This is a genomic window from Thermostilla marina (assembly GCF_054657455.1).
In genome coordinates this window covers 15,271-34,868 of record NZ_BAAHYR010000001.1, presented here as the reverse complement: position 1 = coordinate 34,868, position 19,598 = coordinate 15,271, and the positions used below count along the sequence as shown (strand labels likewise).

General features: G+C 61.3%; 14 protein-coding genes and 1 tRNA gene. 7 read left to right on the top strand and 8 right to left on the bottom strand.

Features of this window, described 5'->3' with window-relative positions:
* Positions 1-18 precede the first annotated feature (18 nt).
* Positions 19-3,078: a DUF3604 domain-containing protein gene (locus tag ACYQ2I_RS00120; RefSeq protein ID WP_460164950.1), complete on the bottom strand. Its 3,060-nt coding sequence runs from the start codon at positions 3,076-3,078 to the stop codon at positions 19-21.
* 269 nt (positions 3,079-3,347) lie between these two features.
* On the opposite strand from ACYQ2I_RS00120, the gene modA reads away from it, so the two are divergent.
* The gene (gene modA / locus ACYQ2I_RS00115; protein ID WP_460164949.1) at positions 3,348-4,151 is read left to right on the top strand and encodes a molybdate ABC transporter substrate-binding protein; all 804 of its coding nucleotides are present in this window, start codon (positions 3,348-3,350) and stop codon (positions 4,149-4,151) included.
* 71 nt (positions 4,152-4,222) lie between these two features.
* Here modA and ACYQ2I_RS00110 read toward each other — a convergent pair whose 3' ends face one another.
* A complete protein-coding gene (locus ACYQ2I_RS00110) occupies positions 4,223-5,266 on the bottom strand; it encodes a type II secretion system F family protein (protein WP_460164948.1) in 1,044 nt (347 codons plus the stop codon).
* A 214-nt stretch (positions 5,267-5,480) separates the two neighbouring features.
* Between ACYQ2I_RS00110 and ACYQ2I_RS00105 the strand changes: the two genes are divergently transcribed.
* Complete coding sequence (locus tag ACYQ2I_RS00105; RefSeq protein WP_460164947.1) at positions 5,481-6,728, top strand: S1C family serine protease; 1,248 nt, start codon at positions 5,481-5,483, stop codon at positions 6,726-6,728.
* 50 nt (positions 6,729-6,778) lie between these two features.
* On the opposite strand, the gene ACYQ2I_RS00100 is transcribed toward ACYQ2I_RS00105, so the two are convergent.
* The gene (locus ACYQ2I_RS00100; RefSeq protein ID WP_460164946.1) at positions 6,779-7,009 is read right to left on the bottom strand and encodes a hypothetical protein; all 231 of its coding nucleotides are present in this window, start codon (positions 7,007-7,009) and stop codon (positions 6,779-6,781) included.
* A gap of 516 nt (positions 7,010-7,525) precedes the next feature.
* On the opposite strand from ACYQ2I_RS00100, the gene ACYQ2I_RS00095 reads away from it, so the two are divergent.
* Together ACYQ2I_RS00095 and ACYQ2I_RS00090 are read left to right on the top strand one after the other, a co-directional pair.
* Entirely contained in the window at positions 7,526-8,116 is a 591-nt protein-coding gene (locus ACYQ2I_RS00095; RefSeq protein WP_460164945.1) for a peroxiredoxin, read from the top strand.
* A gap of 258 nt (positions 8,117-8,374) precedes the next feature.
* Positions 8,375-9,034, top strand: a complete 660-nt coding sequence (locus ACYQ2I_RS00090; protein WP_460164944.1) for an HAD family hydrolase — start codon at positions 8,375-8,377, stop codon at positions 9,032-9,034.
* 120 nt (positions 9,035-9,154) lie between these two features.
* On the opposite strand, the gene ACYQ2I_RS00085 is transcribed toward ACYQ2I_RS00090, so the two are convergent.
* Entirely contained in the window at positions 9,155-10,393 is a 1,239-nt protein-coding gene (locus ACYQ2I_RS00085; RefSeq protein WP_460164943.1) for a hypothetical protein, read from the bottom strand.
* Positions 10,394-11,108: 715 nt separating this feature from the next.
* Here ACYQ2I_RS00085 and ACYQ2I_RS00080 point away from each other — a divergent pair.
* A complete protein-coding gene (locus ACYQ2I_RS00080) occupies positions 11,109-12,392 on the top strand; it encodes a nickel pincer cofactor-dependent isomerase, group 22 (protein WP_460164942.1) in 1,284 nt (427 codons plus the stop codon).
* Between the two features lie 8 nt (positions 12,393-12,400).
* Here ACYQ2I_RS00080 and panB read toward each other — a convergent pair whose 3' ends face one another.
* Both panB and ACYQ2I_RS00070 read right to left on the bottom strand, forming a co-directional pair.
* The gene (panB, locus tag ACYQ2I_RS00075) at positions 12,401-13,204 is read right to left on the bottom strand and encodes a 3-methyl-2-oxobutanoate hydroxymethyltransferase (protein ID WP_460164941.1); all 804 of its coding nucleotides are present in this window, start codon (positions 13,202-13,204) and stop codon (positions 12,401-12,403) included.
* A gap of 258 nt (positions 13,205-13,462) precedes the next feature.
* Positions 13,463-14,059: a hypothetical protein gene (locus ACYQ2I_RS00070; RefSeq protein WP_460164940.1), complete on the bottom strand. Its 597-nt coding sequence runs from the start codon at positions 14,057-14,059 to the stop codon at positions 13,463-13,465.
* Between the two features lie 343 nt (positions 14,060-14,402).
* Here ACYQ2I_RS00070 and ACYQ2I_RS00065 point away from each other — a divergent pair, with 343 nt between their 5' ends.
* Positions 14,403-16,346, top strand: a complete 1,944-nt coding sequence (locus ACYQ2I_RS00065; protein ID WP_460164939.1) for a preprotein translocase subunit SecA — start codon at positions 14,403-14,405, stop codon at positions 16,344-16,346.
* Between the two features lie 16 nt (positions 16,347-16,362).
* Here the strand turns inward: ACYQ2I_RS00065 and ACYQ2I_RS00060 are convergent, their stop codons facing one another.
* Positions 16,363-17,124 carry a metallopeptidase gene (locus tag ACYQ2I_RS00060; RefSeq protein WP_460164938.1) on the bottom strand — a complete coding sequence of 254 codons (762 nt, stop codon included), beginning with the start codon at positions 17,122-17,124 and terminating at the stop codon, positions 16,363-16,365.
* A 441-nt stretch (positions 17,125-17,565) separates the two neighbouring features.
* Between ACYQ2I_RS00060 and ACYQ2I_RS00055 the strand changes: the two genes are divergently transcribed.
* Positions 17,566-17,638, top strand: a tRNA-Met gene (locus ACYQ2I_RS00055).
* A gap of 174 nt (positions 17,639-17,812) precedes the next feature.
* Here ACYQ2I_RS00055 and ACYQ2I_RS00050 read toward each other — a convergent pair.
* On the bottom strand, positions 17,813-19,165 hold the full coding sequence (locus tag ACYQ2I_RS00050) for a hypothetical protein (RefSeq protein ID WP_460164937.1): 1,353 nt from the start codon (positions 19,163-19,165) through the stop codon (positions 17,813-17,815).
* Positions 19,166-19,598 lie beyond the last annotated feature (433 nt).

Below are 19,598 nucleotides of genomic sequence, written 5' to 3'. Positions count from 1 at the left end.
GGCGGGGAGCGGAACACATCACGGGCGGTAGGTGATCCACATCGGCGAAACCCACACGAGTTCCCCGTCGACCTGTTCGCCGCGGACGTAATAGTAGCTCGTCTTGCCCGGCTCGGGGGCCATGTCGGTCCAAGTGAACTCGACGATCCGATCGTTCGGTTCGATCGTGTGGACGTACTCGTTGTCCTTGATGATGTGGACCTTGGCGAACGGTTCCGTGCCTTTCAGCCGGACGCGGAAGATCGGCTTTTCGGACGTCGTGAATTCGTCGCCCATGAAGTGCTCGCCGCAGTAGAACTCGGCCAGGATGTTGTCGGTCGAGCCGTATACGTGGCGTTTCTTCATCGCGTCGAGAATGGCTTCGCGCGTGGGGGCTTCGGCCCATACGTTGCAATAACTGATGTGCGTCGACACGTGATCGCTCGACGCCTGGAAGCCGAGCTTGTAGCCCTTCTGCAAGGCCAGCGAGACGAACCCGAACGGCCGGTAGCCGCCGATGGCGTAGTCGGCCGTCGGCGCCCGCGGCGCGCCGGGCATTTCGTAGTTCTGCCGGCAACCCTGGTAAATCTCGACGATCGGCTCGACCTTCGGATCGTTGTCGCGCCAGTCGGTGCCCATGTCCGTTCCGCTGGTGTGACTGGCGCACACGCCGTCGAATTGCTTCAGGTAGGCGTACAACATCAGCGTATCGGGCGTATGCGGCCGCGGCGCGTCGGGTTGATCGTCGAGGTCGGGGCCGCGACCGTTCTTCAGTCGCGGCAACGTCCGTACCCCCCGGTACGCAAACACGACGTTCCGGTGCCCGTCGGGATAGGTGCAACTGCGCTCGTAGGTGAACATCGGGGCGAATGCACCGGGCACGTGGAACAAGTCGGTCGTCTTCTGGGTGATCCACCACGAATATTCGCGACCGTTCCCGTTGTCGTGGTCGCCGTTGCCGACCCAATCGAGCGACGCGGCATCGAGGGCGTAGCGCCACATATCCATCAACGCGCCGTCGCCGCCGCCGTCGCTGGAGATTTCGGTATGGCGATGGAATTCACCGCGCATCAAGCGCAGCGGCTTGCCGTCGACTTCGACCCGCGCGGAACGCATCATGGCGACCTGGTCGGCTTCGGCTACGGCTTCGGGAAGCGGCTTGCGCGAGGCCGGTACGTCGACCGGCGCGATCGCAACCGAGCCCGACCATTCGCCCGCCACGGGGCCGACCTCGGCCAGGACGATCTCGTTATTCACGCGGTCCGGCCAGCGGCTTTCGATCTCGCGCCAACGGTAGGGAACATTTCGCTTTTTCAGGTCTTGGACGAACCAGTTGGGCAGTTGAGCCGTCAGGGCCCAGCGGTTGTCGGACGCTTGGACCACCCACAGTCGGCCGTCCGGCAGCGGAACCAACGAAGCACGCTGGTCCAGAATATTGTCGGTCCCCGGGCACGGAATATCGGCGGTCCATTTCTTCCCGTCAAAGCAAGTCAGATGCGTGAACCATGCCGTTCCCACCGCGGTTCGCGTACCCAACTTCGACCAACGCACGGCGAGCCAGATCCGTCCTTTGGCATCGCGCGCGATGCGGGGGAAGGCCAGCTTCGGGTTGGCTTGTTGGTTGCGTCCCGGCCACGGCGGCGCCAGGGTATCGGTAACGTCCTGTTCGGGCGCGAGGACTTGCCCGTTCGCCACTACGCGCACCCCGATGCGTCGATCTTGGTACAGGGGCGTACCGGTTTTCTCGAGAGCCCCCCAGTCTTTCCCCCACGCCTCGCTCGCATCTTCGTAGGCGATCCACAACCGACCTTGGGTGTCGAAGACGCACGAGGGCCGCATCTCACCACGGGAACTTGCCGCAACGACGATCGTTTCACCCCAACTTCCGTTGCGCCAAGTGCGACAGGCAACGTCGTAATCGCCGTTTTCGTAGGTGTCCCAGGCGACCGCCACGCGACCGTCGTCCGACGCCGCCAAGGCGGGCGTCCATTGATTTCCCGCGGCATCGCAAACGATGTCCGGCTCGCCGAAGCCCTCGTCGGTTTGACGCGCAACGAGGATATCGGATTGGTTCCCGCGGAAAGCCTGCCACGCCAACCAGACCCGACCGGTGTTGTCGGTGACCGCCGTCACGAATACATCGGGTTCCGCCGAATCGCTCAGCCGCAGCAGTTTGCCGAGGCGACCGGTTTTCGGATCGTAGCTGCGGGCGAAGATGTCCCAGCGGCCGTTTTGCTTTTGCGTCCACGCGGTCCAAAGCCGCCCCTGGCCGTCCTGCGCGAGGGTGGGCCGAAACACGTCGCTGCCGGGCGGGGTGATCGCAACCGGGCCGGTCGGCTTGTCGCCTACCCGGACCAAAAGCACCTGATCGCCGCCGGTCGGCGTTGCCAGGTAACCGAAATCCTTCGGCATTTCGGGAATTTGCGGACGGGTTTCGAAGCCTTTGCCGTGCGTGAAGGCGGTGTAGGCGATGAACAGGCCGCCGTCGCCGGCAATCGCTGCGGGAAAGTCGTCTTCGGTCGCGGCCGAAACGATTGTCGACGTGACGGCCGTCCGCTTCACGACCACTTTTCCTTGCAAGCGTTTGACGGATTCGCCCCACGCCACATCGGCCGGTCGAATCGTGAAATCGCCCTGTGCCGTCGTGAACCGCAATTCGGCCGAAGGAGTCACGTCGGCCAACTCGACGACCAGGGCCACGTCGCGAAGCGGCAGCAACTCGTGGCCTTTCTTCCGCTGGGCCGTGTTCCAGGGAATGATCCGGCGCGTGGTCACTTTCCAACTGTTGCCGTCGAAGATGTTTCGCGGGTCGGCCTCCCAATCGCGAACGGCCAGCAACCGGCACCCCTCCACCGACAATGAGCCGTCCCAAACCGTGGGAACTCGCTTGCGGTTCTCGCTGTTGCTGCGTAACTCGATATACAACGAGACCTGTTTAGACGGCGGCGTCCCGAGCGTAACCGGCGCCGGCTTTTCCGGCGAAGCGATATAAGGGACGGACGACGGCTTCTCGCGCTGCGAAAAGGCGGTTGCCGCCAGATACACGGCAAAGACAGCAGGCACCATCCCCAAACAGAACCACGTGCGTGCCGACTTCATGGCGGGCCTCCGATATGGGTGAGCCGAGAGGAAGGATATTCCGACAACGCGTGCACAACCCGCCCGACCCGACATTCTAGCGACGGAGCCCCCAAAGAGCAAAGGATTTTGAGCCGCCCCCCACGGCAGGACGGCGGTCTCGTCTCGCGTGCCGAGGGCTTTCCTGCCGTCGATTGACAAGTTCGCACATCCGGTTTGCAATGAACGATCACCTCGTAGAGTCCGCCTGCCGGCAATCGCCCATTCCTTTTGTTCCGGTTCGAACGTCGATGGTCCGAAAAAAGCGGCGCACATTTACGGCGTGGTCGGTCGTGTGCGGTTCTCTATGTGCCGCGGTGCTGTGGTCGGGGTGCGTCGGCAACAAGCCCTCGGACGCGGAGTCGAAGCCGTTGGTCGTCTTTGCGGCCGCCAGCCTGACCGACGTCTTGGCCGAAATCGACCGTGATTTTACGGCAACCTCGGGCATCCCCGTCGAGCTGAGCACAGCCTCATCGGCCGCGTTGGCACGGCAGATCCTTCAGGGGGCGCAGCCGGACGTCTTCCTCTCGGCAAACGCCGACTGGGCAAACCGCGTGGCCGAGCGTTTTCCCGACGCGAGCCCGCATCCGTTACTGAAAAATACGCTGGTCGTAATCGTCCCCCAAGATGCCGAATTCGTGCCGCGGTCTCTTTCGGACTTGACCGACCCGCGCATCGGCAAACTGGCCTTGGCCGATCCCGAAGCCGCTCCAGCGGGAATCTACGCGAAGCAGGCGCTCGAAAACGCCGATGTGTGGAACGACGTGCAAGAGAAGGTCGTTTCGGCCGACGATGTCCGCAAGGCATTGCTGTTCGTGGCGACGGGAGCTGCCGAGGCAGGCATCGTGTACGCTTCCGACGCCTTGGCCGAGCAATCCGTCCGACAGGCGTTCGCGATCGATCTCGCGCTGCACGATCCGATCGTCTATCATTGCGTCGTACCGGATGGAGAAACGGAGAACCCGGCGGCCGCCGAGTATGTGCGATTTCTTCAATCGGAAGAAGCCCGCGGCATATTCGAACGATACGGCTTCCTGCCGCTGCGCGCCGAGTGACGTCCGCCGCGACGATCAGCGTAAATAAGAAATCGCAAACGTCGCCCGGGCGAAGCAGTGCATTGCGTCGGTCACTGCGGCAGGTTGCTGTAGATCGTGTTGATGTAGAACAACGCCAAGCGGAAGATGAAGAAGACGATCACCGCCACGATCAGCCCGACGATGAGCACGCCTAAGGCGGTATTCTGGACGGTCATCGCCGTCGACGCCCGCTGATCGTATTCTTTCGCCAGCGAGGCCAACGTCTCTTCCAGTCGTCCCGATTCTTCGCCGGTTTGTACGGCGTCGAGAAATTCGGAATCGAACACGCCGCATTGGGCCAAAGCGGCGGTCAGCGATTGCCCGTCGTCGATCGCTTGGCGGACTTGCTCGCGAAAACGACCGTAATAGGCGTTTCCGGCAGCCTCGAAGGCCGAATCGATCGCCTGACGAATGTCGATTCCCGTCCGCACGAGCAATTGGAGTGTCCAGGCAAATTGCGAGAGTGCGATTGCACGCCATATGCGACCGGCGCCGGGTAACGACGAAACCGCAATCTGGACCGGCTTCGTCCACGCTAATTGCCGTCGGATCGCCCAAACGACCACCGCGATCACCGTTCCGATCGCCGCCAGACAGCCCAGGTAGACCAACAGTCCCGATGTGCCCGTCAACCCGAACCCGAGCGGGTCGATCTCCATGTCGGCACGTTGCCCGATGGCTCCCATGATCCAAATGAGAAAGCCGATGATCGTCAACGCCAAGGCCAACTCGCACAACGGCCAGGCCAACAATCCCCAAAAAACGCGTCGTCGGGTGCGCTGACGTTCGTAATGCTCGGCCAGGCGGCGCATGACTTCGGGCAGCGCCCCGGTTTTCTCGCCGATCACGACAAACCGCCGAAACAACGTAGGAAAGAAATCGCCGGTGTGTTTCAGAGCGTCTTCCAACGAACTGCCCTGTTCGAGGTGTTCGGCGATCTCCCGAAAAACGGCGCGATCCAGGGGGCGAGGGCAACGCTCCGCCTCGCGCTTCCAAATTTGACGCATGCCGATCCCGGTCGCCGTCGAGACGGCCAATCGACGACAAAGTTGGATCAGCTCGCCCAAGGCTATGCGCTGCCGGAAAAGTCCCATCGAATCGCCCCTCGGTCCTTGATTCGCTCGCCGTAGCAACAGGACGCCCTGCCCCGAACAGTCGTATCGTCGGCGGCACACCGAGGCGTCGCTATCGTCACGGGCGTTATCGCTTCCTATCATAGACGAAAGGAGAAACGAAACCCATCATCCGCCACCCAGTGATTGCGGCCCGAAAAACGTTCACGATTTGAACCGGGAGAACCGGAAACCGATGAGCACACCGTACGATCCGCGGGAACCTTCCGAAGCGCATTTCGACAGCGAACGCCTTACGCCTGATCGGCTTTCCCCCGAGACAGCAACGCCGAACGCCGGTGTGCCGCCGACGTCCGCTCGCCCCGTCGTCGTGCGGTTCCCGCTGCTATTGTTCTTATTGGTATTGCTGGCGGTCGTGCTGGTCGTGCCGTACCTGGCCGAAGAAATCCCTTACGCCGTCACGCGAGGCAGGGAACGCGCCAAGGCCGAGGTCGCCCGCCAAGTGCTGGCCGAAAATCCCGCGCCCGAGGCACGCTTTCCCTTGATCGTCAAGGCGGTGGCCCCGTCGGTGGTGGGTATCGAGACGGTGCGGCCCGGCAAACGTGCGAGGGATGAATGGTCCGCCTTTTTTCCACCCCCGCGGTTTCACGAAGAGGGACTCGGCTCGGGAGTGATCGTCGATCCCGAAGGGTACATCGTCACGAATTTTCACGTGATCGATCAGGCCGAAAGCGTCACCGTCCGCCTGAGCGACGGGCGTATCCTAAAAGATGTGCGCGTGGTCGGCGCCGACCCCGTGAACGATTTGGCCGTGCTCAAGATTTCGGCCGCGAACCTCGTCGTCGCCACATGGGGCGACAGTGACGAACTCGAGCCCGGCGATCCCGTCTTGGCGATCGGGAATCCCTACGGGTTGATCCAGACCGTCACGGCCGGCATCGTCAGTGCAAAGCAACGCCGCGCCGAAACGAACCAAGGCGGCTATCAAGAGTATCTGCAAACCGACGCCGCCTTGAACCCCGGCAACAGCGGCGGACCGCTGGTCGATATGGACGGCCGCATCGTCGGCATCAACACGGCTATCTTCGGCGACGCGTACCAAGGCATCAGTTTCGCCATTCCCAGCCGTATCGCCAAAGATATCTACGAAAAGCTGAAGAACAACCGGCGGATCGTCCGCGGCTGGCTGGGCGTGCGCATGACCGAATTGACCGAAACCATGGCCCTCGAACTCGGTCTTGACACGACACGCGGAGCGGTCGTCTTGGAAACGGTGCCGCGTTCGCCTGCGGCCGAAGCGGGAATTCGTCCTGGCGACATCATCCTGCGCTGGAACGATACGATCATCGAAGATCCGGCGGCCCTGAGTATCGCGGTTGCGCGCTCGAAGGTCGGCTCGCAGGCCGAGGTCGAAATCTACCGCGACGGCGAAACGCTGACTCTCAACGTCGAGGTGGCGGAACGGCCCGCCCGATTCCCGTGAAGGCGGCGACCTCGCCGAAGGCGCAATACCGCGCCGTTCGGTCGCCGCAGTCAAGCCGCATGGAACCGGCACGCGCCCGCTGCGGTAGCGGGAAAAGCGTGGCCGATCGGCATCGCGCTCATCTGAATCCGGTCCATCGCTTCCGGAGGCGGACCGCCCGCGGTCGATTGACCGATGTACACGATCAGCGACAGGCACACCAACGCCAACACCAAGAAGATCGCCGTGTACTCGATCAGCATCAGTCCGCGACGCTTCGAGGTTTTGTGTGTCGGCGACATCGGACAGAACTCCAAGCTTGGGTGGTCGATCCGGATCGGCTTTGCCGCGACGCCCCGACCAAACGTCCGGCATTTTGCTCTCGTCAAATCTAGCTCACGGACCGGACTCGGACAAACACGACTAAATTTACGCTGATTGTTATATTTTCTGCGGGTTTACGCAGGGAAGCGCGCCGCGGATGCCCCTTGTCACGAAAGTGTCGTAAGGAAAGTCGACGGTCTCGCGGCGAATTCCGCCGCCCGGCGAAGATCGTTTCCGTATCGCAGCATCAACTGTAACTACTTAATTTGTAAACGGTTACGAGAATTGAGAAAGCGCTCGAACGCGGCGGGACGTAGTCGCGGTGTTCCGCCGGGGGGCATTGACCCGCAGTCGTTTGACTATTGTTCATCACGTGCATAAATAATCACACGAGGCGGACGCAATCGCCAGGAGCTCCACCCCTAAATGTGGGGTGGTTTGGTGTCCGATTTCAAGTTTCTATCCACATATCCAACTTTTGTAAGGAGTGTACGATGAGCGTGTTGGTTACCAAGGAAGCCCCCGACTTCAAGGCTCAGGCCGTGATGCCCGACGGCTCGTTCAAGGAAATTTCACTTTCCGACTACCGGGGCAAGTACGTGTTGCTGTTCTTCTATCCGCTCGACTTCACCTTCGTGTGCCCGACCGAGATCATCGCCTTCTCGGATCGGAACGCCGAGTTCGAGAAGCTGGGCGTCCAGGTCTTGGGGTGCTCGGTCGACAGTCATTTCACGCATCTCGCATGGCGGAACACCCCGCGTAGCGAAGGCGGGATCGGCGAAGTGACCTATCCGCTGATCGCCGACCTGGACAAGAAGATTGCCGAGGCGTACGACGTGCTGTTGCCCGACGGAATCGCGCTCCGCGGCCTGTTCCTGATCGACAAGGAAGGCGTTGTGCGGCATCAGGTCGTCAACGATCTGCCCCTGGGCCGCAGCGTCGACGAGGCGTTGCGCGTGGTCAAGGCCCTTCAGTTCGTCGAAACGCACGGCGAAGTGTGCCCGGCCAACTGGGACGAGGGCCAGCCGACGATCAAACCCTCGGTCGACGAGAGCAAAGAGTTCTTCTCGAAGGTTTACAAGTAAAGCCGAGCACCGCGTTGGGTGTCGGTTGTGAGTCGTGACTCGACACGGTCCCGAATCGATGCGTTCGGGGCCGTTTTTTATGGCTTTTTTCGGCATCCCCACGCGCTGTTGCCGTCCGCGGCCCCCGACCGGGCCGGTCCGCGCAGCGACGCCGACACGCTACAATTGAAGGTTTCCCCCTGAACGAAACGAATCGTGTAGGAATCGTATCTTCCGGCTTGGAGACGAACACCTGTGGAGTACGCAACGATTTTCGACATGGACGGCGTGCTGATCGACTCGTATCAGCCGCACTATCAGAGTTGGCGGATCACCGCCGCCGAGCACGGACGCGACGTCACCGAGGCCGAATTCGCCGCTACTTTCGGAAAGACCAGCCGCGAGGTCATCGCCGCCTGGTGGCCGCATCAACCAAAGACCGAAGAACAGATTCGCGCCATCGACGAACGCAAGGAGCAAATCTTTCGCGACCTGTTGCTCGAGCATTTTCCGTTGATGCCGGGTGTGGAGAAGCTCATCCGCGGCCTGCATCGAAACGGTATCAAACTCGCGATCGGTTCGTCGGGGCCGCCGGAAAACGTCCGGTTCGTCGTCGAACGAATGCCCTTCCGTGATTTGTTCGGAGCGATCGTCCACGGCAGGGACGTCGAACGCGGCAAGCCCGATCCGGCAATCTTCTTGCTGGCGGCCGAGCGGCTGGGCGTCGATCCCGCGAATTGCGCCGTCATCGAAGATTCGCCTGTGGGCATCGAAGCGGCCCATCGGGCAGGTATGATCGCCATCGGACTGGCAAGCACCGGCAGGCAACGGCGCGAACTGGCCGCGGCCGAATTGGTCGTCGACTCGCACGACGAGCTTTCGCCCGACCGCATCATCGGACTCATCCGCGCCAAGCGACGAACGCCGCCGAAGGTGTGACCCGGTCGGCGACGCACCACACCTTGTTCGGCACACAAACGAAGGCCGCAATCCTGTCGCGGGGACTGCGGCCTTCGGTATGTTCTTTTCGTCGCTCGAGGGCGGCGAACCTGATGAAGCTCAGATCCGATCCCCCAATCCGACGCTGATTTCCGTCTCGATGGTCTCGCGTCCTTCAGACGCGTCTTCCAGGCCGAGCGGCCCCAAGTCGTACATCGAACTCGGCCGGCCGCCCGCCTGCGGGATGATGTTGAAGTCACTGATGGGGTTGTGAATGTGTGTCGCCCCGCTCCCGACCGGCTTCCGGTTCGCAAAGAACAGGTCGATCGCAGCGAAGAACTGCGTCAAATCGGGCGGCGCGACCAACTGCGACGTGCGAGCCAGCAGAATCGCCCGCCACAGGAACATGTACGCTTGCCCCATCGGCCAGCGTACGCGAACGATATCGGCCATTTCGTTGAACAACTGATACACCCGGGCGCGGGTGAGGCCGTTCGACTTTGCCAGTTGGCGCACACTCGTCACGCTGCCGCCGATCCCTAAACGAGCCTCGGCCAACATCACCAACTGCCGCCCTGCATCGAGATTCACCTGCTCCAAGAGCGGCTTGATGAAGTGTTCCAACGATTCCTCCGGCTGCGGGATTCGCCCCGACTGCCACGTGTTGACGACCCATTCTTCAACCTTGCGGATCCGGTTGGGAACCAGGATCATCGCCAAGTGCGACTGGGCGGGAACGTTTTCGAGCATTCGATGGAGGAAGTAGAACACCTCGAGCACGGCACGCACGCGCTTCGCTCCGTAGGTTCGTCGCTTGCGCAGTTGCTCCAACGTGCACGTGGTGAATTCGCCCAAGGGCACTTCCCAAATGACGCGAGTGATGTTCCGCAACGAGGGTGCCACTCGCCCCAAGGGAACCTTCTCCAACCCCAAACGTACGACGGTCGCCTGCCACTTGGCCCACGTGACCTCCGAGACACTGTCGAAATCGACATCATCGGCCTCGGCTTCAAGGGTCAGTTCTTTCCCGGCGACCAGCCCCGTACCCTCGGAACCTTCGGCGGGCAACTCGGAGACATCGGTCGATGCGGCGCGACGCAACAACAAGATGAGCCCCGCCAGCTTCTTCCGCCCGATGCCCGGCGTCGAGGCAATTTCAATGAACGGCGTGTTCAAGATCTCGCCCAGTGAATGCCCCAAAAGCGCCAAGGGCAAGCGACGGTCCGTCGGCAGTGCCCAGAACGCCAACGTCTTGCTCTTGAGGGCTTCGAACTTTTGCTCGTCCGCCAGGATCTGTTGTTTGAGCGCTTCAAATTCGCCGACCAGGTGCAAGCTCTCGATGGATGTTGCTTTTTGCATGCCTCAAACTCTCCGGGGGGGGTTGATGGGGATGGTTGCGGGCAGACGCCTAGCGTCTGTCTGCTTTTCCGTTTTGCCTTTTCCGCACCGCGCAATGGAAGCCCTGCGCGGACTCACATCGCAGCCGTTGCGTCGGCTCAACGGGGGGACAGCCTAGCAAAACCAGCCGTATCTAGATCCTCTGTTCCGCTTGTCTCTCTGTCCGTCCTTGGAACTCCGAATCTCCTGTGCCTCTTCCGCTTGCTTCCGTGTCGCTGAAGGCGGGAAAACTGTCAGGGAAATCGCGAAACCTCTCACTTTTCCTTACGTGGAACAGAGGAGACAGTTCTCCTCCTTACGCATACAAACCACGAAATGTGAGAAAGGTTTCGAAAAACGATTTCCAAAAAGCGACACTTCCACAATTGGGGGGGGCAGAACAAAATTTTGAACACACCAACTAGTGGGGCATTCCTTTTGCTCTGTTAAAATATTGTGTTTTGGCGGGAAGGTGACTGTCAAGCGGGAAGTGTGGATATTTCCGAAAACCGAACGCGTACTCGTGGAGTACGCCCGATTTCCTCAGGGATTACCCGTTCCGCTTGCTGACGCACCCTTGTATAACGGCGGGCGATGCAACCGGAATTGAGAACTCTGTTTGCAGTGACTTCCCGGTTTTTCTCACCCACCTGGATCATATATTGCATATCTTCATCTTCGCCACCTGCACTCCAAAATGACAACGATTCCGGAATTTTTTCGCATTATTTCTCATTGCGATTGCCCTTCTGTTGCCATTTCGCACGGCTTAGTCCGCGCAAGGCTAGAAGAATTGACGGCAATCACCCCCCTCACCAAAGGGGAATCCGTGGCGATCACCGTGGGAAGTCGAGGGATTGCCGATTTGCCGGAGATCCTTCGCCACCTCGTGGTCGAACTCCACGATCGGGGGGTTAGGCCCTTCGTTGTCCCTGCCATGGGCAGCCACGGCGGCGCCACGGCCGAGGGGCAGCGAAACGTCCTCGCCGGATACGGTATCACCCCCGAATCGATCGGCTGCCCGATCCGCGCGAGCATGGAGGTCGTGGAGCTGGGGAAAACGGCTCTCGGCTTTCCCGTGTGGTTCGACCGCACCGCGTTCGAGGCCGATCGCGTGTTGGTGTTGAACCGCGTCAAGCCGCACACCCGTTTCGACGGACCGATACAAAGCGGTCTGCTCAAGATGCTGATGATCGGCCTGGGGAACCACCGCGGGGCCGAAACCTGTCATCGGGCGATTGAAGAACACGGTTTCTCGGCGGTGCTGCGATCGGCATGCGAAATCATTTTGGCGAAGGCCCCGATTTGGGGAGGCTTGGCGATCGTCGAAAATGCCCGCAAACAAACCGCCCTACTCGAAGCCGTCCCCGCCCATCAATTCTTCGCCCGCGAACCCGCCTTGCTCGAGCAGGCACAACGCTTGATGCCGAAACTGCCTTTCGATCGGGCCGACGTCTTGATCATCGATCGCATCGGTAAGGACATCTCGGGCACAGGACTCGACACGAACGTCGTCGGACGCAAACGCGACGACCACAAGGCCGTCGGGGATGAACGTCCGCGGATTCGCGCGATTTGCATCCGCGGGCTAAGCCCCGGTTCGCACGGCAATGCAATCGGAATCGGGATGGCCGAGTTTTGTCGCCGCGAAGTGATCGAGGCGATGGACCGCGAGGCGACGATCGTCAACGCGATGACGTCGAACCACATTTCGGCTTCGATGCTGCCGCCCGACTTTGCAACTGATCGCGACATGCTCGATGCGGCGCTGGCGTATACGCGCAGCGAGAACGCCGAGCCTCGCGTCTTGTGGATTCGCGATACGTTGCACCTCGAGCAGATCGAGTGTTCGACGGCGTATCTTGCCGAGGCCTTGCAGCGCGAAGACCTCGAGATCACAGTGCCGCCTCGCCCGCTCCCGTTCGACGAGGCGGGCAACCTGCCCGATCACGATTCGCTTTCTCCCGAAGCGACGGTGTAAGGAGAAGGCTACTCCAGCACTTGCTCGGGGCCGGGGAACGTGCCTTCTTGCACATCGCGGCAAAACTGCGCTACCGCTTGGGTGATCGCCGTCCTCAGGTCGGCGTATGCCTTGGCATGCTTGGGGAGTCGTTCGGCGGTCGTCCATCGCAGCAGGTCGTGAACGACCAAGACTTGCCCGTCGCAGCCCGCCCCCGCCCCGATGCCGATCGTGGGAATCGAGATTTGTCGCGTGATTTCGGAGGCGATGTCGGCAGGAATGCACTCCAGGACGACGGCGAAGGCACCCGCCTGCTCGACGGCCCGAGCGTCGTTGAGAAGTTTTTCTCGGTCGCGCTCGATTCGGTAGCCGCCCAGCACGCGCACGCTTTGCGGACGAAGCCCCACGTGTGCCATGACGGGAATCCCCGCCTCGCTCAAGGCGGCGATCAGTTCCGCCTGCTCTTCGCCGCCCTCGAGCTTGACGGCCTGGCAGGCGGTTTCTTTCAAGACGCGGCCGGCGTTTTCGATCGCCTTGTAGCGGCCGAGTTGGTAAGAAAGAAAAGGCATATCGGCGACGACCAGCGCTCGTCGGGCGGCGCGGGCGACCATCTCGGCGTGATAGATGATCTGGTCGAGCGTCACCGGCAAAGTGTTCGGATGCCCTTGAACGACCATGCCCAAGCTGTCACCGACGAGCAGACTGTCGACTCCGGCTTGATCCAAGAGCGCAGCGGTCGGATAGTCGTAGGCCGTCAACATCGTGATTTTTTCGCCGCGCCGCTTCTTGGCCAAGAAACGCGGCACCGTCATGGGACGGATCGACTCGCTCATCGTTACACTCTGGCTCACGCCGTCGAAGCAAATTGGAGATTCTCGACAGGGGCACTCCTGCCGAACGCAACCTCGATTGTACCGGCCGTATCGGCTTCATCGGAAGGGCCGCATTCGGATCCGCAGCCCCGGGCAGTCGAGAATCGGCGGCCGATCGTTCTTCCGACAACAATCTCGTTTCCCGAGTCGACGCGCGTAAAAAACGGCGCCGTCGAAATCGCTCGGCGCCGCGAGGGATCTTTGGTCCGATTTGCGCGGTCAGTCGGCCGACGTCGCACCCGCTTCCGCCGGTTCGTCCGACCGGTCTTGCGTGTCGTCTTTCGGCGGAGTGACGGGAATTTCGGCATCGCAGTGGCGAGCGGCGGCCAGTTGCGCCTCCAGTTCTTGGACACGATACAGTACCGCGTTGAACTCTTCGGCGAAGTCTTGCCAAAAGTCCTCATCGCGGAACCGGATCGGGCGGGCGGGGTGCCCCTCTGCCACGGCACGCATCGCCCGGCGGAGTCGGATCATCGGCCCGGTAAAGCGGTTGCTCACCCGAATGATGTCGATGATGACCATCGGCAGAAGCAAGAACGACGCCACGAACGCAGGGCCGAACTGGTACCACACGTCGTTCACCTGCCAAGCAACGCCGCGTGCCGGACCGGTCACGATTCGCCAGCACATCAACATCATGGCGATCGTGAGCAGGCACACGATCCAGTACAGGATCACCCGAATAATGAGTGTTCCTTGGACGTTCGGATCGACGAACAGACGTTTGCGCATTCGTTTCACACCGGCCATCGGCATTACTCCCAGCCGCTTCTCGAGGATCACATCGATCAAATCATGCCGCGATCGCCCCGTCATACCAGACCTCATCCCCCGCGTTGCGAACATCGACGATGACGACCAAAAGATCTTCGGTCTCAGCAACTATAGCTTCCTGAGACGTGCTTTCTCATGATTGCCGCCGTGATCCCGCAACTTGACCGTGCCGCCTGGGGGTTTTGTGCGGAATTTGCCGGCGGTACAACAAATTCAGCCTTCCAAGCGACCGACGGCTCTCCGCGGGCAGTCCGTGCGAGATCGGGAATCCCCGTGTACCCGTTCCGCTTTACTGTGGTAGAGTACAATCGATGGACGCCGCACCGACGGCGGCTTCCGCCCCGTTTGCAGGATTGCATCGGCGGGCGATCGACTCTTGCAGGACATGGATTCGTTGCTCACGGCAGTCACTCCGTACATTCCCGGCGGATCGAAGATCCTCTTGCAGCGCTGGGCCGGGCTGATCCCGGTGATCACCCGGCACGAAGAGAATCTGCGCGCGCTCGACGATCACGATTTACGAAAGACGAGCCTGTCGCTTCGCTACCGCGCCCGCAGCGGCGAACCGCTCGCCAAGCTCTTACCCGAAGCCTACGCCTTGGTTCGCGAGGCGGGACGTCGCAAACTCAACATGCGGCATTTCGACGTGCAGATCCTCGGTGGCATCGCCATGTTTCACCACAGCATCGTCGAAATGCAAACCGGCGAAGGAAAGACCCTCACCGCCACGTTGCCGATGTACCTATACGCCCTGGCCGGACGCGGTGCCCACCTGGCCACCGTCAACGACTACCTGGCCAAGCGCGATGCCGAATGGATGGGACCGATCTATCGCGCCCTGGGCATGTCGGTCGGAATCATTCAAACCGATCAGCCTCAAGCCGAACGACGCAAAGCCTACGCTTGCGACGTGACTTACGGCACGGCCAAGGAATTCGGATTCGACTTCCTTCGCGACCGGCTCTTGTTGCGTCGCATCAGTGAAGGCCAAACCGACCTGATCGGGGCGTTGTTGGGCACGTCGAACACCGCCGGCGGCGATCAGCCCGTGCAGGGAGAACCCTTCTTCGCGCTGGTCGACGAGGCCGACAGCATCCTCATCGACGAGGCCCGCACGCCGTTGATCATCAGCGCCTTGCCCTCGGAAGAGGCCAAAATCGAAGCCGCCTGTTACCGCTGGGCGGCGCAGGTCGCCGACCAGTTCATCGAAGACGAAGATTACGAGTACGACCACGAAAAGAAGACCGTCGAATTGACCCGCGAAGGACGCCGCAAGGCCCGCAGCCTGCCCCGCCCTGACGAAATGGCCTCCGTCGGCATGTTCCACATCTACGAGTACGTCGAACGAGCGATCAAGGTCGCCCGCGACTACATTCGCGACCGCGAATACGTCGTCCGCGACGGCGAGATCGTCATCGTCGACGAGTTCACCGGCCGCCTGGCCGAAGGCCGCAAATGGCGAGACGGCATCCACCAGGCCGTCGAGGCCAAAGAGGGGGTCGAAGTCACCGTCGCTACGGGGCAAGCCGCCCGCGTGACGGTCCAAGACTTTTTCCTGCGCTACCGGCACCTGGCGGGCATGACCGGTACCGCCCGCGATTCAGCCGCCGAATTGCGCAAAATCTACCGCTGCAACGTAATCACGATTCCCACCAACCGGCCCGTGATCCGCAAGGAATTGCCGCCGAAAATCTTCGGCACCTCGGAAGAAAAATGGAAAGCGGTCGTCGACGAAGTGTGTGAAATGCACGCCATGGGCCGTCCCGTATTGATCGGGACGCGCTCGATCGACAAGTCGGAACTCCTCTCGGCGATGCTCAAAGCCCGCGGCATCGAACACGACGTCCTCAACGCGAACCACATCGAGCGCGAAGCGGCCATCGTCGCCGAAGCCGGAAAACGCGGCCGCGTCACCGTCTCTACCAACATGGCCGGACGCGGTACCGACATCCGCCTGGGAGAAGGCGTCAAGGAACTCGGCGGCCTCCACGTCATCTGCACCGAGATGCACGACTCCGCCCGCATCGACTGGCAGTTGCGCGGCCGTTGCGGACGCCAAGGCGATCCCGGCACGTTCCGCCAGTTCCTCGCTCTCGACGACGAGCTCCTCGAAGCCGGTCTCGGCCCCAAAAAAGCGGAAAAACTGGCCGAAATGGGCAAGAAGAAATCCGGTCCGTTCGACCATCTGATGCCGCTCTTCCGCCGCGCACAAAAACGCGTCGAACGACGTCACTTCCGCGATCGCCGCGCGCTGATGTACTTCGAAAAAGAGCGCAAAAAGATGCAACGTCAGATGGGGCAAGACCCCTATCTCGACACGCCCGACTGAAGCGTGCTCACGTCGCTCAGCGGGAGGGCGCAGGCCCCCAGATCTCCTTCAGCACGTCGTGCAATTTCGGGTCGAACTCTGCGAGTTCCGCCCGCACGAACGGGAAAAAGTCGTTCCGGTACAGGTACGCCTCGGTCCCTTCGGCGAAGTATTCCTTGGGGTCCTTCATCGCATAGTGTTCCACGTACCGGCCCGAGTGCGCCAACACCTTGTCGTATTTGCCGGACTTCTTCGCCTCTTCGTAGGCCGCGATGATCCGCGGATCGTCGAATCCCAACACTTGATCGTGGTACGCGTGCGCCAGCTCGTGCATGATCACGAACGGATGCTTGAACATCTGCTGCCGCGAATAGAGTTCTGCGGCATGGGTGATGTGCACTTTCTTGCCCAACCGCGGATCGAGCCCGTGATCGCGCACCCATTTCGGGTCGGGATGATAACACATCGCGTTTGCCTTCGGGTTTGCCCACTCGATCCAGATTTCGATCTTTTGCAGCTTGGCCAGCGGCTCGGGCGGCACGACGATCTTGATCCGCTGGAGATGGTTCGCCAGCATCTTCAGGGCCAAGGCGCCTTCGTCGGCATGTTCGCCTTTCAACAACGCGGGATCGACGTACACCGTCCACCCTTCGATGTGTTGAATCACCGGATCGTAGAACCCGCTCGAGGGTTCGCTCTTGACCGCCGTTGCGTCGCCGTGTTCGTCGGCCGCCGCGATGCCGCCGAGACCGATGCACGCCGCCATGAGAATGCCGTACCAAGCTGCCGTCTGCCGCATGATTGCTTCTCCTCGTGTGGAATTCGTGTTACCGCCGCGTACCGTCGAAGTGCCCACGACAAAGCGGTTTTCCCTGATACCCGCGGCGCAAAACCCGCTGCCGGGATTTGTGTAAACAGAACGTATATTGTACACAAAACAATTGCTGTGTGGGGGAGTCCAGTCGATTCGAGGGCCACGGACTGGCTTTCCTGCCTGCCGGAACCAGGCTCCGGTGCCCTGGATCGATCGCCGCCGGCCGAGCAGCCGCGTGGGAGGCCGGTCGCCCCCCAAGCGGATCGCCGCCGATCGATTGCCGCAATGAACGTGCGAACCACTCCGGTAAGGCAAAACCGCTTGCCGACGAGAAATTTGCGCCGCCCCCTTGGCAGCCGACGCCGGGCCGATACAATCGATTAGAGAATGATGGTCACACGGCCCTGGCTGGTGAACCATCCTGGACGCGGGGTGGAGCAGTTGGTAGCTCGCGAGGCTCATAACCTCGAGGTCGCAGGTTCGAGTCCTGTCCCCGCTATCTTGGGGGGTGCAAATTTTGCACCGAATCGCAAAGCCCGGAAAAAACCGGGCTTTTTGCGTTTCTTGGTTTCGGCTTTTCAGCCTCTTGCAAGCCGTATCTGCGGTTTACGGGCGCGCAGATGGGTGCGCAACAGCGACGCAACACCTCGAGACGCGCCACGTTCCGAGAGGCTCATTCGAGCGTCGCGAAGGCGATCCCGAAGGTGTCGGACAGCTCCACACACACGGCCAGCGCTGCGGAACTTGCGTTTTCGGCCGAAAGCCGCGCCATGTTCAACGTGGGCCGTCCATCGAGATCCTCGGTCGCCAGCGTTGCCAAGAGGTCACCGGTTGCCCCCGAGATGATCAGCACGGCCGGATCGGCGTCAGGGCCGCCGGCCTTGGTGTACGCAGCCAGATCGGCTACGCCGTCTCCGTTTCGATCCGGAAGCGAAACGACCGTGCTTCCGAAACGGACATCCGGCGCCGTGGGCGTTCGTCCGCCGCTTTTCAGGTCGACGGCAATTGCCTTCTCTCCCGATCCGAACGCACCGCCGGCGACGTCCCAGATGACGCGACCGTCGTTCCCCGAGACCGCGCGCAACAGCGACGCATTTCCGTCCGAACCGCCACCGGCGACGCAGGCAAACACGAAGTCGCCTGCACCGTCGCGATCGAGGTCGTCGGTGCGAACGAAAAACGTCTCACCGCTTATGCTGAGTCGCGGACTTTCGAACGTGCGTAGTACGTTCCATGTCTTTCCGTCGATGACGGCATACTCGAAGCTGTCCGCCGACAGGCGGCGGAGCAATATGTCGGGCATACCGTCGCCGTTGTCGTCGTGATAGACGGCCAAGCACCACTCGAAGCGCCCTTGGGCCTGCGGCCACACGTCTTCCTGTTGTTCCAGCACACTCAAGTCTTTGCCCGAACAAACGATGATGCGAGAGGATCTGTTCTTACCGAAGAGCAGATCCGGCACGCCGTCGCCATCGCGGTCGTCGCAGCGTTTCGGCACTTCGTATTCGGGCTTTCGCGGTTCCACGGCGAACCGCCCGATCACGCTGCCGCTACTTCCGGAAATCAACAAAGCCGTCCCCTCGGTGCGGGCCTCTCGACAATAAAGGTCGGGCACGGCGTCGCCGTCGACGTCGGGAATCGGCGCGATCGGTCCCAAAAAGTAGGCCACCGCCGGATCCGTATCCTGTTTTCCTTGCAAGCTCCACAGTTGCTTGCGGTCGTTCGACGAATACGCAACGATCCACGTTTTCTCGGCCGGGCGAAACGCTCCGCCCGGTACTTTTCGCCGAAGCGCCACGACGACGTCGGCGAGACCGTCGCCGTCCAAATCGCCCGGACTCACCAGTCCACCGATACGATCCGAATTTTGAGGCTCGAGTCGAAACGGTGATTCGGCCCCTTCCAATTCGACAACGGCCGCTCGGGGCGTTTGCGTGGATCCGGAATACTTGCCTCCGCCGCACCCAATCGAAAGCCCTATCGCAATTACCAAGAGAAGCCCGGTCGCTGCGCGGTTTGTGGACATCGTCGCCACCTCCAAATTCGTTGTGCGGCGAGATCGTCCGAAATGCCCGAGGTGCCGCGCATTCGACAAACCGCCGTCAGAATAAGGACACCCATTCACGAAGAGCAATGGAAGAGTCGACACCTTCGAATATTATCTCGCCCTCGGCGCGGGCTTGGCAGAAAAAAATTCCTCCGGCAATCGAAGATTGTCGGCACGCCTTTCCGCCGATCGCATGCCGAGGAAATTTGCGGCGCCGATTGAGAATAACGGCTGAACCATCTGCGGTCAACGAAAAGCCGTGCAATGCGGAAACGCCCGCCCCCGACACGGCGTGTCCCACTGCGACTCCCCCGCAACGCACACGAGGCGGTCACACGCGATCCGGCCGTTCCAGCCTACGACGAGTGTTCACAACTCCCTTCGCGTAACACAAACCGGAGTTGCGTAGGGC

Coding starts and splice junctions, on each gene's coding strand:
- ACYQ2I_RS00105 (WP_460164947.1), top strand. CDS start 5,481: ATGAGCACACCGTACGATCCGCGGGAACCTTCCGAAGCGCATTTCGAC.
- modA (WP_460164949.1), top strand. CDS start 3,348: ATGGTCCGAAAAAAGCGGCGCACATTTACGGCGTGGTCGGTCGTGTGC.
- ACYQ2I_RS00070 (WP_460164940.1), bottom strand. CDS start 14,059: ATGACGGGGCGATCGCGGCATGATTTGATCGATGTGATCCTCGAGAAG.
- panB (WP_460164941.1), bottom strand. CDS start 13,204: ATGAGCGAGTCGATCCGTCCCATGACGGTGCCGCGTTTCTTGGCCAAG.
- ACYQ2I_RS00080 (WP_460164942.1), top strand. CDS start 11,109: ATGACAACGATTCCGGAATTTTTTCGCATTATTTCTCATTGCGATTGC.
- ACYQ2I_RS00050 (WP_460164937.1), bottom strand. CDS start 19,165: ATGTCCACAAACCGCGCAGCGACCGGGCTTCTCTTGGTAATTGCGATA.
- ACYQ2I_RS00120 (WP_460164950.1), bottom strand. CDS start 3,078: ATGAAGTCGGCACGCACGTGGTTCTGTTTGGGGATGGTGCCTGCTGTC.
- ACYQ2I_RS00100 (WP_460164946.1), bottom strand. CDS start 7,009: ATGTCGCCGACACACAAAACCTCGAAGCGTCGCGGACTGATGCTGATC.
- ACYQ2I_RS00085 (WP_460164943.1), bottom strand. CDS start 10,393: ATGCAAAAAGCAACATCCATCGAGAGCTTGCACCTGGTCGGCGAATTT.
- ACYQ2I_RS00095 (WP_460164945.1), top strand. CDS start 7,526: ATGAGCGTGTTGGTTACCAAGGAAGCCCCCGACTTCAAGGCTCAGGCC.
- ACYQ2I_RS00065 (WP_460164939.1), top strand. CDS start 14,403: ATGGATTCGTTGCTCACGGCAGTCACTCCGTACATTCCCGGCGGATCG.
- ACYQ2I_RS00060 (WP_460164938.1), bottom strand. CDS start 17,124: ATGCGGCAGACGGCAGCTTGGTACGGCATTCTCATGGCGGCGTGCATC.
- ACYQ2I_RS00110 (WP_460164948.1), bottom strand. CDS start 5,266: ATGGGACTTTTCCGGCAGCGCATAGCCTTGGGCGAGCTGATCCAACTT.
- ACYQ2I_RS00090 (WP_460164944.1), top strand. CDS start 8,375: ATGGACGGCGTGCTGATCGACTCGTATCAGCCGCACTATCAGAGTTGG.